Genomic DNA, 15,490 nt, shown 5'->3' on the forward strand with positions numbered 1-15,490 from the left:
GGCGTGACTTGATTAGCGAGATTTGGGCATGAAAACGGGGCCGTTCGGCTTGATGCGGATGCCCGGACGCAGGCGCGTCCAAGGCAGCGAAGCGGTGTCGGCCGGCATCGCGCCGGGCGCGGCGCAGATCATCAGTTTTTCCGCGATCGGCTCGAAGTCGGCGCGGAAGTGCACCGAGCTTTTGTTGACCAGAATCTTCTCCGCCGTCGGCTCGATGCCGACATAGCGATACATCGCCTGATCGGCGAGCTGCGCCTTGTGCGATGAGACGACGACGCGGACATCGCCGATGCGCAAGGCTGCGGACGGGCCCATCTCCATCTCGCGGCCGCCATAATAGGGGCCGGGCGCGATGAAACGGCCGTCGGAGAGCTTTTCGACGACAAACGTCTCGGTATAGGGCTCGTCGCCGGGAATGCCGGACTTGCCGCCGAGCGAGAGCGTGACGGTGGCGCCGACGCCGGCAGCATGCGCGGCCTTGGCCGATTGGGGATCGTAGATGGCGCCGGTCGCGGCACTCGCCTTATTGCGCACCAGCGCGCGCAGCATACCGGTGGTATCGGAATCGCCGCCGGCGCCGGGATTGTCCTGGGTGTCGGCGATGATGATCGGCTTGCTCGCGCTCTTCGAAAGTTCCATGGCGTGGCGCACGCCGTCATCGGGTGACCATATCTTGCCGTCGAAATCGTCCTCGTGGCTTTCGATCAATTTGACGATCGCATCGGCCGCACGGTCCGCGTCGGCTTGCGTCTGGCCATAGGCGAACACGCTCGGTCCGCAATCGTGGAAATCAGCGGCGGGGAAGCCGGGCGCGAAAGAGAGTGTCGGAACCGCATCACTCTCCAGCGCGGCGAGCTTTTCGTAGATGCCCTTGGTGGGAAAGTCGTTGGTGCACTGCCAGCTGATCGCGATCAGGAAGGGCAATTGGCGGAACGACTTTGCGAAGCGCTGCTTCGTCTGCAGCAGCAAAGCGAGATGCTTCGCGGCGGCGCGGCCGGTCTCGGCCATGTCGATGTGGGGATAGGTGCGGTAGGCGATCAGCGCGTCCGCATGTTCCATCATTGCGGGCGTGACATTGGCGTGCAGGTCGAGGCTCGCGACCAGCGGGATGTCCTTGCCGATGACGCGGCGCACGCGCGTCAGAATCTCGCCTTCGCCGTCGTCGAGATGCTCGGTCACCATCGCGCCATGCACATCGAGATAGACAGCGTCGATCGGTCCGGCCGCGATGCCGTCGACCATCACCTTCACGATGCGCTCGAAAGCGTCCTTGGTGACATGCGCCGATGGGCTCGCGCCGCAGGCAATCGTCGGAACGAGTTCCCAGCCGTTGGCTTCGGCGCTGTCGACGAAACCGGCAAGGCCGACATTGATGCGCCGCATCACCTTCAGCACGTCGGCACCTTCAGTCATCGCCGGCCAGCCGCCGCCATGCTGGAAGTCCGCGAATGTCGCCTTCGTCGGAGCGAAGGTGTTGGTCTCATGCAGGAAGCCGCCGACGGCGATACGTGTCATCAATTCAAGCCCAGGCAATCAAAGGTGCGGGACGTTAGCCTTGGCCTTGAGGCAAGGGCAAGCGAGGAGCCCATGCCGCCGCGCATGGCTTTACGTCATTTTCGAATGCTGTTGATCGCCACCCGTCATTGCGAGCGAAGCGCGCAACGACGGAGTATGCGGGATCAAGCCGTGGCCGCCACGCCCTCCGACACCGGCCGGAAATTCGCAAAGTCCCAGCCGCGTCCCGGTGCCGCATCCAGCAGTGCCCGGGTGTAGGCCTCCTGCGGATGCGTCAGCACTTCTGCGGCCGGGCCCTGTTCGACGACGCGGCCGTGCTGCATCACCACGACCTCGTCGCAGATTTGGGCGGCAACGCGCAGATCATGGGTGATGAACAGGATGGCGATGCCGAGCCGCTTCTGGATCTCGTCGAGCAGTTCCAGCACCTGCGCCTGCACGGAGACGTCGAGCGCGGAGACGGCTTCGTCCGCGACCAGCACATCGGGATCGAGCGCGAGCGCGCGCGCAATGGCGATGCGCTGGCGCTGGCCGCCGGAGAACTGGTGCGGATAGCGCGACACGGCGTCGGGCGGCAGGCCGACCAGCTCAAGCAACTCGCGCGCCCGCTTCATCGCATTGGCATGCGAGGCGCCGTAATTGATCGGGCCTTCCGCGATGCTCTCGCCGACGGTGACGCGCGGGTTGAGGGAGCGGTAGGGATCCTGGAACACGATCTGGATTTTTTGCCGATGCGGCTGCAGCAGGCGACGCGAGATGTCGGAGATCTCGCGGCCGGCGAGGCGGACTCCGCCGGAGGTCGGATCAATCAGGCGCACGATGCAGCGCGCGACCGTCGACTTGCCCGAGCCGCTTTCGCCGACGATGCCAAGGGTGCGGCCCTTGCGCAGCGTCAGCGTCACCTTGTCGGCGGCGACAACCTCGCGGCCTTTGCCGAAGAACGCGCGTTCCTTATAGACCTTGCTGAGGTCGTTGGCCTCGAGCACCACTGGCTCCCTCGTTTCAGGCCGCGCCGCACGCGGCACAAGGCTCGGCACCGAGGCGAGCAGGTTGCGGGTGTACTCCATGGTCGGATTGCGCAGGATGGAATCGAGTGTGCCGGTCTCGACCAGCCGGCCCTGCCGCATCACTGCGACGCGGTCGGCGATCTCGGCGACCACGCCCATGTCGTGCGTAATGAACAGAACGGCGGTGCCGTGATCGCGCTGGAGGTCGCGGATCAGGGTCAAAATCTGCTTCTGCGTGGTGACGTCGAGCGCGGTGGTCGGCTCGTCGGCAATCAGCAGCTTCGGCTCCAGCACCAGCGCCATCGCGATCATGATGCGCTGACGCTGGCCGCCGGAGAGGCGATGCGGGTAGGAGGCGAAGATGCGCTCGACCTGGGGCAGGCGCACCTGCTCCATCATGTCGAGGATGCGCTTCTTACGTGCCTTGGCATCGAGATCAGTGTGGGCGCGCAAGACTTCGTCGATCTGGCGGCCGACCGGGACCACCGGATTGAGCGCCGTCATCGGCTCCTGGAAGATCATCGCCATCCGCGTCGCGCGCAGCTGGCGGAGGCGGCGATCGGTCGCGGTCAGGATCTCCTCGCCGACGAGCTTGACGCTGCCGTTGATCGGCACCAGCGTGCCCTTCGGCAGCAGGCCCATGGTGGTGAGCGAGGTCACCGACTTGCCCGAGCCGCTTTCGCCGACGAGGCACAGCGTCTCGCCTTCGCGGACCTGGACCGAGATGCCGTCGATGATCTTCGGCCCGCCCGGCTTCTTGCCGACGGAGACGACGAGGTTGTTGATGTCGAGAACGATGTTGGTCATCAGGTCACTCCGTCGTCATTGCGAGGAGCCCGCGACAAAATTGCAAAGCAATTTTGCGCTGGCGACGAAGCAATCCAGAAATCTCTCCGCGGATGCAGACTGGATTGCTTCGCTTCGCTCGCAATGACGGAACAAGGGGATGGGCCAGCGGGACAAATCACTTCCCCTCCCGCTGCTTCATGCGGGGATCGAGTGCGTCGCGGGCGGCGTCGCCGATCAGATTGATGCTGAGGATGGCGATCGAGAGCAGCAGGCCCGGCCAGAAGATCAGCGTCGGCTTGAGCTGAAAGTACTGGCGGCCCTCAGCCATGATGTTACCCCACGTCGGCGTCTCCGGCGAAATGCCGGCGCCGAGGAAGGAGAGGATGGCCTCGGTGAGAATCGCGGAGGCGCAGACATAGGTGCCCTGGACGATCAGCGGCGCGATGGTGTTCGGCATCAGATGCCGCCACATGATCTTCGGCAGCGACGAGCCGACCGAGATCGCAGCTTCCACATAGGGCTCCTCGCGTGCCGACAGCACCACCGAGCGCACCAGGCGCGCGACGCGTGGGATTTCGGGGATGGTGATCGCGATCAGCACGGTCCAGATGCTGGCGCCGGACAGCGACACTACGGCGATCGCAAGCAAAATGCTCGGCATCGCCATCAAGCCGTCCATGACACGCATCAGGACGGCGTCGACCAGCTTGAAGAAGCCGGAGACGAGGCCGATCGCTAGGCCGATGACGATCGAGAGGATCGCCGAGCCGATGCCGATCAGAAGCGAGATGCGACCGCCATAGATGACGCGCGACAGCAGGTCGCGGCCATAGGCGTCGGTGCCGAGCAGGAATTGCGCCGAGGAGGGCTTCAGCCGCAGCGACGGCGCAAGCTGGATCGGGTCATGCGGCGCGATCAGCGGCGCCAGGATCGAGATCAGCACGATCAGCGCGAGCAACACGGTGGCCGTGGCAATGATCGGCGTCGAGGTGAGGAATCCGAAACGCGGCCGCAGCGGCGACGTGATCGGAATGGACGGCTGGGGAAGGGTATCGACTGACATTTTTGTTCTTGTCCTTGCCTCAGTACCGGATCCGGGGATCGAGCAGCGTGTAGGCGACGTCGATCAGCAGATTGACGACGACGTAGATCAGCGAAGTCAGCAGGATCATCGCCTGGATCACCGGATAGTCGCGCGCCAGCACCGCATCCACGGTGAGGCGGCCGATGCCGGGGATGTTGAACACGCTCTCGGTGACGACCACGCCGGAGATCAGAAGCGCAAAGCCGGTGCCGATCACGGTGATCACGGGCACGGCGGCGTTGCGCAGCGCGTGCCGCATCATCACCGCGACCTCGTTGATGCCCTTGGCGCGCGCCGTTCGTACGTAGTCCTCGCCCAGTACATCGAGCATCGCCGCGCGCGTCATGCGTGCGATCAGTGCGACGTAGATGAAGGAGAGCGCACAGGTCGGCAGGATGATGCGCTCGAAGAAGGGACCGAAGCCGGCCGAGATGCTCTTGAATCCCTGCACCGGCACCCAGCGCAGGTCGATCGCAAACACCTCGATCAGGACATAGCCGACCACGAACACCGGCACCGAGAAGCCGAGCACGGAGAGCCCCATCACGAAACGGTCGATCCAGGTGCCATGCTTCCAGGCCGCGATGACGCCGAGCGGCACGGCGACAACGACGGCGAGGATGATGGTCGACAGCGCGATCGAGATCGACGGCTCGACGCGCTGGCCGATCATCTTCATGACCGGCAGGTTGGAGATCAGCGAGGTGCCGAGGTCGCCGTGCAGCAGCTTGCCGACCCAGGTGATGAACTGCACGATCAGCGGCTCGTTGAGACCGAGCGAGGTGCGGATACGCTCCAGCCGTTCCGGCGTCGCATTGTCGCCGGCAAGGATCGCGGCCGGATCACCCGGCGTCAGCCGCAGCAGCAGGAACACGAACAGGGCCACCACGCCCATCACGGGCACGGCAGCGAGAATTCGGCGTATGAGATATCCGAGCAAATTGGATCCGTCAGTTTAGAGTCAAATCAGCGAGGTGCCATTGGCAGCTTGCCATCAGCCTAACATTTCAGCAATTCCCGTGCCATCGGTGGCGTCATACCACACATGGCGGCATGTCCGGCTTTCGATGGTGGCTTCTTCGCAGGGTGGGCAAAGCGAAGCTTGCCCACCATCACGACCACGCTTCCGATGGGAATGATCGGCACGGTGCGCGAGGAGCGCGCCTTTGCCCATCTTACAGGCTGCGGTGTCACTCCAGCGTTGCCAGCAGTCCTGCCATCAGCCGGCCGCGTTCGACCAGGCTTTCGACCTCGATGTACTCTTCCAGCGTGTGGCCGTTGCCACCGCGCACGCCGAGGCCGTCGAGCGTCGGGACGCCCATCGCGCCGGTAAAATTGCCGTCGGATCCTCCGCCGGAGCTCGCATGCGGTAATTCCGCGCCGAGAGATTTGGCGATGCCGCGCGCCTTTTCATACAACACCATGGTGCCGGCACCGGGCTCCCACACCGGCCGCGTCACGCCGCGCGTCACCTTGAACGAGACGTCGTTCGCGGTGCCCGACAGTGCCAGCATCCGCTCGACGCCGCGGTCGAGATCGGCCTGGCGCTTGGCCATGGAGAGTGCTTCGCCGGTGGCAGTCGTGGCAACGCAGTTGACCCATTGTCCGCCATGCACGACGCCGACCGAGAAGGTGCAATCCTCCGTCGTCATCGCGTCGATCGCAAGAATCTGCCGTGCCATCTCGCGGATTGCCGAGCGTCCCGCCGACAACGTCGCGCCGGCATGGCTCGGCCGCCCCGTCGCTTCCAAATTGAATCGCGCGATGGCGTAACGTCCGGTGGTGACGCCGTTGTCGGCGCGGCCAGGCTCGGGCACCAGCACATATTTGTTGCGCGCGGCTTCCGCCTCGATGATGTCACGTGTCGAGGGCGTGCCGACTTCCTCGTCCGGCGTGAACAGAATAGTGATCGGCAGGGGCGTGGTGAAGGACGCGCGCGCCAGTTGCCGGATCGCTTCCAGCGAGAGGTAGTTGCCGCCCTTCATGTCGTAGATGCCGGGGCCGTAGCACTTGTTGCCCTCGCGCCGCCATTTCAGCTTCTCGATGGTGCCGACCGGGTGGACGGTATCCATGTGCCCGGCGATCAGGATGCCCGGCTCGCCTTGCTTCGGATGCGGGAAGCGCGCGCGGACGACGCCGCCAAAGCCCTGACGGCCGGCTATGCGCTCGATGGTCGCACCCATGATCGCCATATCCCGCGCTGCGATATCGAGCATGCGGTTGACCGCGCCTGCGTTCCAGGTCGGGCTCTCGCATTCCACCCAGGTGCGCAGACCCTCGAGCATCGCCTCGGAATCGAAGGGAAGATTGGCTGGATTCATCTCAATATCCCTCAAGCTTCGAAAGATGGAACGCGCATTGCATCAGCGCGGGCAGGACAGGCGGAGAGAGTTGTAGAGCCAAACCGATCTTTGTGGAGCCCGTGCCTGCGATACCATGGGCTGCACCGAAACCGGATTGACGCGCTCAAGACTGTCTGCAAGTCTCGAAAGATAAAGGCATTGCATGAGGTTAGTTCGCCCAAGGAACGAACCGAATGCTCAACCAATGACCTGCCTTTGAACAGTTTCACGTCAGGAGAAACTTTTATGTTGAGCTTGATGCGCCGAGGGCGTCGCGCGTTCGCCTCCACACTTGCGCTGTCGGTCGTCGCGCTTTCCACGGCGATGGCTTCGCCGGTGTTTGCGGCCGGCAAGACCATCACCGCGGTGATGCATTCGGATCTGCGCATCATCGATCCGATCTTCACCACCGCCTACATCACGCGTGACCATGGCTACATGGTCTACGACACGCTGATCACGACGGATGCGAACTTCAAGATCCAGCCGCAGATGGCGGACTGGAAGATATCCGACGACAAGCTCACCTACACCTTCACGCTGCGCGACGGCCTGAAATGGCATGACGGCACGCCGGTCACCGCGGAAGATTGCGTTGCCTCGCTGAAGCGCTGGGCCGCCGTCGACGGCATGGGCCAGAAGCTTTTGCAGTTCACCGCAAGCATTGAGCCGACCGACGCCAAGACCATTACGCTGAAGCTGAAGGAGCCCTACGGCCTAGTGCTCGATTCGATCGGAAAGCCATCCTCGCGCGTCGCGTTCATGATGCCGAAGCGGCTCGCCGAGACGCCGCCGGACAAGCAGATTCCTGAACAAATCGGCTCCGGCCCCTTCAAGTTCGTGCAGGGCGAATTCCAGCCCGGCGTGAAGGCTGTCTATGTCAAGAACGCCGACTACGTGCCGCGCAAGGAGCCGGCAAGCTGGACCGCCGGCGGCAAGGTGGTGAAAGTCGACCGCGTCGAGTGGCTCACCATGCCGGACGCGCAGACCGCGGTGAACGCGCTGCAATCCGGCGACATCGACTTCATGGAAGTGCCGCCGTGGGATTTGCTGCCGGTGCTCGAAGGCAATTCCGACCTCAAGGTCGAGACGCTGAACAAGTTCGGCTTCCAGACGCTCGGTCGGATGAACTTCCTCTATCCGCCCTTCGACAATCCGAAGATCCGCCGTGCAGCAATGCTGGCGATGAACCAGAAGGATGTGCTCGACGCGCTGGTCGGCAATCCCAAATACTACAAGATCTGCGGCGCCTTCTTCATCTGCGACACGCCGTTCGCGACCGATGTCGGCTCCGAGACGCTGGTCAAGGGCAATGGCATGGCGGAAGCCAAGAAGCTGCTCGCCGAGTCCGGCTATGACGGCACGCCCGTCGTGGTCATGGTGCCCGGCGATGTCGTGACGCTGAAGGCACAGCCGACGGTCGCGGTGCAGCTGCTGCGCGAGGCCGGCTTCAAGGTCGACGCGCAAGCGACCGATTGGCAGACGGTGGTGAGCCGCAGAGCCAGCCAGAAGCCCCCGAAGGAGGGCGGCTGGAACATGTTCTTCACCAACTGGGTCAGCGCCGACGTGTCCAATCCGATCGCCAATCTCTCGATCGGCGGCCAAGGCAAGAAGGGCGGCTGGTTCGGCTGGGCGGAAGATCTCAAAATCGAAGAGCTCAAGGACAAATTCGTCCGTGCCGCTTCGCTCGACGATCAGAAGAAGATCGCGACCGAGATCCAGAAGGAAGCCTATGACCAGGTGATCTACATCCCGCTCGGCCAGTATCTGGCGCCGAGCGCGTGGCGGAAATCGCTCACCGGTGTGCTCGACGGCCCGGCGACCCCGGTGTTCTGGAACATCGACAAGTCCGAGTAAGGAGGAGGGTGCATCTCGCACCTTTCGTCCCGATATCACGCGGCGCCGCTGTCATCAGCGGCGTCGTTGTCGTTTGGCGGTCATGCTTTGGCGAAAGCCGGGGAGCCTTTAAGTCTTCCAGATTCCAATCGTTGCTATTTGTTTCCGACCTGAAATAGATGGTCGTCTTCGAACATCACATTCCCTCCCATCGATTTGAATCACGTGGCGATCGATTTTGCACTTCAGGCGATGGCCGAACGGTCGGATCGCGCGCCGGCGCGCTGGCGGCGGCCGCTGCTGCGCTGGCTCGATGGCGTGGAGGCAGGCTGGGCCGTGCCGCTTCTCATTGCGTGCTTCGTTGCGATCTGGACGCTGTATCTTGCCGTCGCCTATGCCGGCGGCGGCCTGCATCCCGACACGCTCGAGGCCTGGACGCTGGGCCGGAATTTCGCCTTCGGCTATCACAAGCATCCGCCGCTGATGGGCTGGATCGCAGCCAGCTGGACCTCCGTCTTCCCGCTCAGCGACTGGTCGCTGCAACTGATGGCGATGGTGAACGCAGGGCTGGCGCTAGTCTTCGTCGATTGCGTCGCGCGGCAATTCGTGACCGGGCACAAGCGCATCCTGGTGCTGCTGCTCCTGATGCTGACACCGGCCTATCAATTCCACGCCCAGCGCTTCAACGCCAATGCCGTGCTGCTCGCGGCCTGGCCGTTGGCCACGTGGTGTTTTCTGCGCGCGTTCGAGACCAGATCCGCTGTCTGGGCGGTTGCGGTCGGATGCGCCACGGCGCTCGCGATGGTCGGAAAATACTACTCGATCTTCCTGGTCACGAGCTTTGCATTCGCCGCGCTGGCGCACCCGGCGCGGCGCGCCTATTTCACCTCCGCGTCGCCCTGGATCTCGGTCGTCACCGGGCTCGCGGTGCTGTCGCCGCACATCTATTGGCTCGCGACCACGGGCGCATCGACCTTCACCTACGCGCTGAACCACGCCAACGGCCATGCGGTCAGCTCGCTCGGTGACGTGAGGAATTTTCTGCTGGGACTTGTGGCGGCCATCAGCGTCGCTGCCGTGATCTGGGTGCTCATCGCCGGCACGCGCCTCAAACAATTTCCGGCCGACTTCGCCGCGATGGGCTCAGGTCTTCGACTTCTCTTCTATGTCGCCATCGGCACGATCGCTCTGCCGGTCCTGACGTCGCTCGCGATGGGCACGGATCTGCCGTCACTATGGGCCTTGCAGGGATTGTTCCTGTTCGTCGTGCTGATCGTCTGCGGTGCGCGCTATCCGGTCGAACGGTTCTACACCGTCAATGTCACGGTCATTGTGTCAGGTGTTGCGCTTGTCGCCGTCCTGGTAGCCGCACCAATCCACGCGGTCTATCGCAACAGCCACGGTTATGAAGAGGGACGGAATCTCTACGCGCAAGCTGCGGGCGAGCTCACCCGGCAATGGCGCGAGCTGACCGGCGAGCCGCTCGGCGCCGTCAGTGGCGACGATTCGCTCGCCTTCGCCACGGCCTTCTACAGTCCGGATCATCCGCATTACGCGCGACCGTTCGAGCACCAATATGATTGGGGCCTGCCGCGCAAGACGACGCTCGATCGCGGCTGGGCCGCACTCTGCTTCCGTGGCCAGGATGATTGCGGCCGCTGGATGGAATGGGTCGCCGCGCGCGCCGGAAATTTTGTCAGGCGGGAATTCACCGTGCAGGCGTCGCTGTGGGGCCGGCCGGGCCTGAGTCGGGACGTGGTCGTACTGATGGTGCCGCCGCGTGCGAGCAGCGGCGCATCGCCCGAAAGCGCCGCGCAGGAATTCAGCGCCAGCAAACGAAGTCCGGAGTAGGGGTCCCTCAGCAGTGGCTGTCGCGGACCTGCTCGAGCCCTTCGCTGGCAAAGGGCGGGTTGACGACGGCTTGTTCGGCAGGCGGGGCCGGCTTTTCAGTCTGTCGCCGGTCCTGATCGTGACGTTCGTCGTGGTGTTCCGGTTCCATTGAAGCCGCCTCTCGAATTGCTGCAGGACAACATCGCGAGGGCTGCGAAGTTCCTCACACGATGGGGCGATGATGCGGCTTGAACAGCCGTCCCTTCTCCACCACCAGCACGATCGCGAGCGCTGCAAGCGTCGACAGGAAGAATCCGATCGAGAACGGCAGCAGCGTGCCGTCAAAACTCTGGCCGATCGCCGTGCCGACCGCGATGCCGATCAGCGTCGTGATCGAGCCGTAGAGCGAGGAGGCCGTGCCGGCGATGTGGCCCTGCGGCTCCATCGCGAGGGCGGTGAAATTGGCGACCATCATGCCGAACGAGAACATCATCAGCGCCGACAACACCATGAACAGCGGAAGCGGCAGCACACCGAGGATCTCGGTCAGCAGCATCACGCCGGCCACCGCGGTGTACAGCGTCAGCGCGCCGTGTGAGATCACGCGCATGCCGAGCCGCCCCACCAGCTTTGCGTTGAGGAAGCCGGCGACGGCTGTGCCGGCCGCGATCGCCGCAAAGGCGAGCGGGAAGGAGTGGCCGAGGTGATAGATGCCGGTGAAGACCTGCTGCGCGGAGAACACGAAAGCGAACAGCGCGCCCATGACGGCGCCGGCGGCCGTTGCATAACCGATGGTCTGGCGGTTGGTGACGGTCTGGCGGAAGGCCGAGAGCACGTCGGCGGGCGCCAGCGACCTGCGTTCGGACTCGGGAAGGGTTTCAGGCAGCCGCAGCACGCTCCATGCGAGCGCGAGCACGCCGTAAAGCATCAGCACGACGAAGATGCCGCGCCATTGCGTGACCAGCAGCACCGCCTGTCCGAACGAAGGCGCGATCACGGGCACCGCGATGAAGATCATCATGGCAAGCGACATCACGCTCGCCATGCGGCGGCCGGCATAGCAGTCGCGCACGATCGAGGTCGCGATCACGCGTGTCGCCGAGGTGCCGAGGCCTTGCAGCGCGCGGGCGAGCAGCAGCGTCTCGAACGAGGGCGCCGCAACCGCCAGCACGCTCGCCACCGCATAGACCGCCATTCCGCCGAGCAGCACCGGCCGTCGCCCGAACCGGTCGGACAACGGGCCCATCACGAACTGTCCGGCACCGAAGCCGATCAGGAAGGTCGACAGCACGAGCTGGAGATGATTGGCGTTGGGAATGCCGAAGGCCGCCCCGATATTGGGCAGCGCCGGCAGCATCATGTCCATGGCAAGCGGATTCAGCGCCATGATGGACGCGATCACGACAACGAATTCGGGAAAACCCATCGGACGGTGTCCGGAGGACACCCAGTCGTCAGCATTGACGTCGGACAAAAAGCTCACCCCTGATTTCAGAGGCCATATCTAGTGCCCATGCTGCGTCGCACAACCCATGTTTTGGGATGGCTGTCAGGCGGGACAGCCCTGATGGCCTCGCCATAGAACAGGCGCGTCGCCGCGACGACGATCTGCTCGCGCGTGCCGTCACCCCTGGAGCGCGATGATGCGGTTTGGAAACCAGGGATTCACCATAACCGCGGCGACCGCCCGTCAGGGAGATGAATCCGCAACGCATCCTGTCCAATGTGGCCTGATCGGACGGCGGATCAGGCGCCGAGGGAACTCAGGGAACAGGCAGGTATCAGACGTGTCCGATATCACCGGAACAGCACGATGGTCAGGACCGTCGGCCGACATGGCCGGCAAGCGCAACGTCTGGCTTGCCTGCCTGATCGCGCTGGTGGCGTTCCTGGTGTTCGCCAATCTCGCCAACGATGCCGCGTTCGATGTTCGATACGGCTGGGACGTCCGCGTCAATTGTGCGGCGGTCGATGCACGTGTCGACGGGCTCGATCCGTACTACATGAAAAATCTGAAAGGCACCAAGTTCTCTTATCCCTATCTGCCGGCGACGCTGGATGCCTTCCGTCCGCTGTGTGCGGGCGGCTTCCTTGTCGATCATTACCGCGGCGTCTTTCTCCTCCTCGGCGTGCTCAGTGGACTGTTGCTGCCCGGGATTGGCCGGACACGCAGCTTGCGTGACGTGGCGCTGAGGGGACTTTACGTGCTCGGCGCGTTCGTTGGTTTCGAATGGGTGCTGGCCTCGGGCAATTTCGCGATCCTGGGCGGCGGACTGACGGCCGCAGCGCTCGCTCTTCTGCTTCGCCCCGCCCAGTCCGACGATCGGCATGACGTCCTTCATATTGCAGGGGCGGCAGTGCTCGGCCTCGTCATGTCGTTCAAGCTGGTGTTCTGCCCGGTGCTGGCCGCACTCTATTTCCTGCTGCTGTCGCGGCGGCGGAAACTTGTCCTGATGACGGTGGCGGGCCTCGGCTTCGTGCTGCCGATCCTGGTTTCGGTCGTCTTCTATCCAGGCTTGTTCTCGAGCTGGCTGCTCGCGATCACGGGCGGGATCCCGGGTCAGCGTTCGGTCCAGATCGAGGAGGCCAATCCGTCGCTGCTGCTGCTGGCGCAGACCATCGTGGACCGCGTTGGCTTCGCTGACAGCAAGCCGCTCGTGTTCGCGCTCTACGCGCTGGCGGCGACCGCGTTCGTGCTCGCGCCGCTCGGTTGGTCTCTGCTGCACGCGATCCGCAACAATGAGGGATCGTTGCCGGCGCGCCTCGACCGCTGGCTGATCGATCATCCGCGGGCCGCGATGCGGATCACGGTGCTCGCGATGTACGGCCTCTATCTCTGCTCGCCACGTCTGAAGGAATATGCCTTCTTCGAGCTCGCCGTCTACGCCGCCGTCCTGATCGTCGATCTTCCGGCCGCAGCCCTTGTCGCTGTGCTGACCATCGGCGTTGCCGTTCCGACGCTGGTCTCGATGACGGGGATGTCGATTGAAGGCGGCTTTGTCCAGCTCGCGGTCGCGCTGATGTGTTTCTGGATCCTGTTGCCCGATTTTCGAGCCGGGCCAAAACGCCTCGAGCAGAAGGGCGTGTGTCCATGACAAGCATCGCCTCGTCCGCAGATGCGGCAGAGGAGCGGTCGCTTGCCGCGGGGGCGCCGCGGAGGAGCCGGCTGAGCCGCCTCCTGCTGATCTTGGCCGTGTTGATCCCTACGGCCATCGCCGTCGATCTCAGCGTCAACAAGACCTTCGGCTCGGACGTGCGGGTGAATTGCGCGGCGGTGGACGCCCATCGCGAGGGACTTGATCCCTATTTCGTCAGAAACCTGAAGGGCACTGATCTCTCCTATCCCTATCTTCCAGTCACCCTCGATGCCTTTCGGCCGCTCTGTGCCGGCGGCTTTCTCGTCGCGCACTACAACGCCATCTATCTCGTTCTTGGGCTGATCTGCGTCCTGCTGCTGCCCGGTCTCGGCGGGGGCCGCGAGGGCCTGCGCGACGTCATGCTGCGTGGCGTGTTCGCGCTGGGTGGTTTTCTCGGGTTCGAATGGGTGCTGGCGAGCGGCAATTTCGCGATGCTGAGCGGCCTGCTGACGGCGGCATCGCTTGCGCTGCTGCTGCGTCCCGCGCAGTCCGAAGGGCGCGAGGACGGAAGCTTCATGCCACAGCTCGCCGGCGCGGCGCTGCTCGGCCTCGTCACCTCGTTCAAGCTGGTGTTTGTCCCGGTCCTCGCCGCGCTCTATCTCCTGCCGCAGCCGCGACGTCGCAAGCTTGTCCTGATCGCGGTGGCGGCGGGCATGTTCGCGCTGCCGATCCTGGTTTCGGCGGTGTTCTACTCCGAGCTGTTTTCAAGCTGGTTGAGCGCGATCTTCGGCCAGATTCCCGGACAGCATTCGCCGGGAGGCGAGACAAATCCGTCGCTGCTCTTCCTGGCCCAGACACTTGCGGACCGAACGTCGCTCGCCGGCAGCAAGCCGGTCGTTGCCGTGCTCTATGGGCTCATCGCGGTCGCACTCCTGCTCGCACCGCTCGTCATTTTCGTGCGGCGTATGGTCAGGGCGCACGGCAGCGGCACGAAGATCTCGCCGCTTCAAGCCCTCGACGACTGGCTGATGGATCATCCCGGCGCCGCGATGCGTATCACTGTGCTTGCGATGTACGCGCTCTATCTCTGCGCACCGAGACTGAAGGTCTATGCCTTTTTCGAGGCGGCGCTTTACGCCGCCGTTCTCATCGTCGACTTGCCCGCGGTGATGGTCGCGGTCATGCTGGCGATGGTCATCGCGATTCCGTTCGTGGTGGCGGTCTCCGGCATTGCGTTCGTGGACGGATTCGACCTGCTCGCGGTCGCGATCGTCTGCTTCTGGATCATGCTGTGGGCGCAGACGGCGTCGTCAGTTCAAATGGTGCGGGCAGCCGGGGTCGAACCGGCACAGCGCTTGCGCACCGAGGGATTTTAAGTCCCTTGCGTCTACCAATTCCGCCATGCCCGCTTGATCCAACGAGATCAAACACTTAAGTCCTGCCCAGCGGTCTGGAATTGGCGCTTATCGTGCTGGACAGGCGGTTCTTCCTTAAGCGAGCCGGCGGCACAAGGCAAAGCCTCAATCCCGACATCCGGCCCTGCTTTAGGCATTCTCAATTCACGGGGACTATTTTTCCGGCCATGCCTGCTCCGCTTTCCTCTTCCCTGCGCGCCGGTTGCGCGGTTGCTGCGCTGGTCGCGGCCGCCTTCGCGCTGTCCGGCTGCGCCGGCGTGAGCGAGACGATCGCTCCGGCCTTTGCCGACCCCGCCAAATACGAATTGTACGACTGCAAGCAGCTCGAAGGGGAGCGCAAGGCGCTCGCCGTCCGTACCGCCGACTTGCAGAAGCTGATGGACAAGGCGGAGACCGGGACCGGTGGCGCCGTCGTGTCCGAGCTTGCCTATCGCAACGATTACGTCGCGGTCCGTGGCTCGGCGCAATTGGCCGAAGACGCCTGGCGCCGCAACAGGTGCCGGGAAACGCCGCCGAACGCGGCGCCGGCAACATCTACGCCGCAGCGGCCGGACATCAAGCCCGCTCCGAAGCGCTAAGGTGCTGCAGCTCTCGC

The 15,490-nt window shown here is 64.0% G+C and carries 12 protein-coding genes and 1 tRNA gene; 4 read left to right on the plus strand and 9 right to left on the minus strand.

Annotation, left to right across the window (positions count from 1 at the left end; genetic code table 11):
* Positions 1 to 12 precede the first annotated feature (12 nt).
* From JJC00_RS15645 to JJC00_RS15665, 5 genes are all read right to left on the minus strand, one after another.
* Positions 13 to 1,515, minus strand: a complete 1,503-nt coding sequence (locus JJC00_RS15645) for a M81 family metallopeptidase (RefSeq protein WP_200473426.1) — start codon at positions 1,513 to 1,515, stop codon at positions 13 to 15.
* Between the two features lie 164 nt (positions 1,516 to 1,679).
* Positions 1,680 to 3,329, minus strand: coding sequence for an ABC transporter ATP-binding protein (locus JJC00_RS15650; protein ID WP_200473427.1), 1,650 nt, complete (start codon positions 3,327 to 3,329; stop codon positions 1,680 to 1,682).
* A gap of 157 nt (positions 3,330 to 3,486) precedes the next feature.
* Entirely contained in the window at positions 3,487 to 4,374 is an 888-nt protein-coding gene (locus tag JJC00_RS15655; RefSeq protein WP_200473428.1) for an ABC transporter permease, read from the minus strand.
* Positions 4,375 to 4,393: 19 nt separating this feature from the next.
* Positions 4,394 to 5,335 (minus strand): ABC transporter permease, encoded by a 942-nt coding sequence (locus JJC00_RS15660; protein WP_200473429.1) that lies wholly within the window; start codon positions 5,333 to 5,335, stop codon positions 4,394 to 4,396.
* Positions 5,336 to 5,585: 250 nt separating this feature from the next.
* Complete coding sequence (locus JJC00_RS15665) at positions 5,586 to 6,716, minus strand: M20/M25/M40 family metallo-hydrolase (protein ID WP_200473430.1); 1,131 nt, start codon at positions 6,714 to 6,716, stop codon at positions 5,586 to 5,588.
* 267 nt (positions 6,717 to 6,983) lie between these two features.
* Here JJC00_RS15665 and JJC00_RS15670 point away from each other — a divergent pair, with 267 nt between their 5' ends.
* Both JJC00_RS15670 and JJC00_RS15675 read left to right on the plus strand, forming a co-directional pair.
* Positions 6,984 to 8,594, plus strand: coding sequence for an ABC transporter substrate-binding protein (locus JJC00_RS15670; RefSeq protein WP_200473431.1), 1,611 nt, complete (start codon positions 6,984 to 6,986; stop codon positions 8,592 to 8,594).
* A 231-nt stretch (positions 8,595 to 8,825) separates the two neighbouring features.
* Positions 8,826 to 10,424, plus strand: a complete 1,599-nt coding sequence (locus tag JJC00_RS15675) for a glycosyltransferase family 39 protein (RefSeq protein ID WP_200474129.1) — start codon at positions 8,826 to 8,828, stop codon at positions 10,422 to 10,424.
* A gap of 7 nt (positions 10,425 to 10,431) precedes the next feature.
* On the opposite strand, the gene JJC00_RS15680 is transcribed toward JJC00_RS15675, so the two are convergent.
* A complete protein-coding gene (locus JJC00_RS15680) occupies positions 10,432 to 10,572 on the minus strand; it encodes a hypothetical protein (RefSeq protein WP_200473432.1) in 141 nt (46 codons plus the stop codon).
* A gap of 54 nt (positions 10,573 to 10,626) precedes the next feature.
* The gene (locus JJC00_RS15685) at positions 10,627 to 11,877 is read right to left on the minus strand and encodes a multidrug effflux MFS transporter (RefSeq protein ID WP_200474130.1); all 1,251 of its coding nucleotides are present in this window, start codon (positions 11,875 to 11,877) and stop codon (positions 10,627 to 10,629) included.
* A gap of 313 nt (positions 11,878 to 12,190) precedes the next feature.
* Here JJC00_RS15685 and JJC00_RS15690 point away from each other — a divergent pair, with 313 nt between their 5' ends.
* Positions 12,191 to 13,498 (plus strand): hypothetical protein, encoded by a 1,308-nt coding sequence (locus JJC00_RS15690; protein ID WP_246774220.1) that lies wholly within the window; start codon positions 12,191 to 12,193, stop codon positions 13,496 to 13,498.
* A gap of 1,114 nt (positions 13,499 to 14,612) precedes the next feature.
* Here JJC00_RS15690 and JJC00_RS15695 read toward each other — a convergent pair.
* On the minus strand, positions 14,613 to 14,768 hold the full coding sequence (locus tag JJC00_RS15695; protein WP_200473433.1) for a hypothetical protein: 156 nt from the start codon (positions 14,766 to 14,768) through the stop codon (positions 14,613 to 14,615).
* 32 nt (positions 14,769 to 14,800) lie between these two features.
* Positions 14,801 to 14,889, minus strand: a tRNA-Leu gene (locus tag JJC00_RS15700).
* A gap of 173 nt (positions 14,890 to 15,062) precedes the next feature.
* On the opposite strand from JJC00_RS15700, the gene JJC00_RS15705 reads away from it, so the two are divergent.
* Positions 15,063 to 15,473 (plus strand): twin-arginine translocation pathway signal, encoded by a 411-nt coding sequence (locus JJC00_RS15705; RefSeq protein WP_200473434.1) that lies wholly within the window; start codon positions 15,063 to 15,065, stop codon positions 15,471 to 15,473.
* The last annotated feature ends 17 nt before the right edge of the window (positions 15,474 to 15,490 follow it).

The sequence above is a fragment of the Bradyrhizobium diazoefficiens genome (assembly GCF_016616885.1).
In the GTDB taxonomy this organism is placed as follows: domain Bacteria; phylum Pseudomonadota; class Alphaproteobacteria; order Rhizobiales; family Xanthobacteraceae; genus Bradyrhizobium; species Bradyrhizobium diazoefficiens_F.

Bases quoted from the DNA above. Each gene is read 5' to 3' on its own strand.
- JJC00_RS15645 (WP_200473426.1), bottom strand. From the start codon at position 1,515: ATGACACGTATCGCCGTCGGCGGCTTCCTGCATGAGACCAACACCTTC.
- JJC00_RS15650 (WP_200473427.1), bottom strand. From the start codon at position 3,329: ATGACCAACATCGTTCTCGACATCAACAACCTCGTCGTCTCCGTCGGC.
- JJC00_RS15655 (WP_200473428.1), bottom strand. From the start codon at position 4,374: ATGTCAGTCGATACCCTTCCCCAGCCGTCCATTCCGATCACGTCGCCG.
- JJC00_RS15665 (WP_200473430.1), bottom strand. From the start codon at position 6,716: ATGAATCCAGCCAATCTTCCCTTCGATTCCGAGGCGATGCTCGAGGGT.
- JJC00_RS15670 (WP_200473431.1), top strand. From the start codon at position 6,984: ATGTTGAGCTTGATGCGCCGAGGGCGTCGCGCGTTCGCCTCCACACTT.
- JJC00_RS15675 (WP_200474129.1), top strand. From the start codon at position 8,826: ATGGCCGAACGGTCGGATCGCGCGCCGGCGCGCTGGCGGCGGCCGCTG.
- JJC00_RS15680 (WP_200473432.1), bottom strand. From the start codon at position 10,572: ATGGAACCGGAACACCACGACGAACGTCACGATCAGGACCGGCGACAG.
- JJC00_RS15695 (WP_200473433.1), bottom strand. From the start codon at position 14,768: ATGATCCAGAAGCAGACGATCGCGACCGCGAGCAGGTCGAATCCGTCC.
- JJC00_RS15705 (WP_200473434.1), top strand. From the start codon at position 15,063: ATGCCTGCTCCGCTTTCCTCTTCCCTGCGCGCCGGTTGCGCGGTTGCT.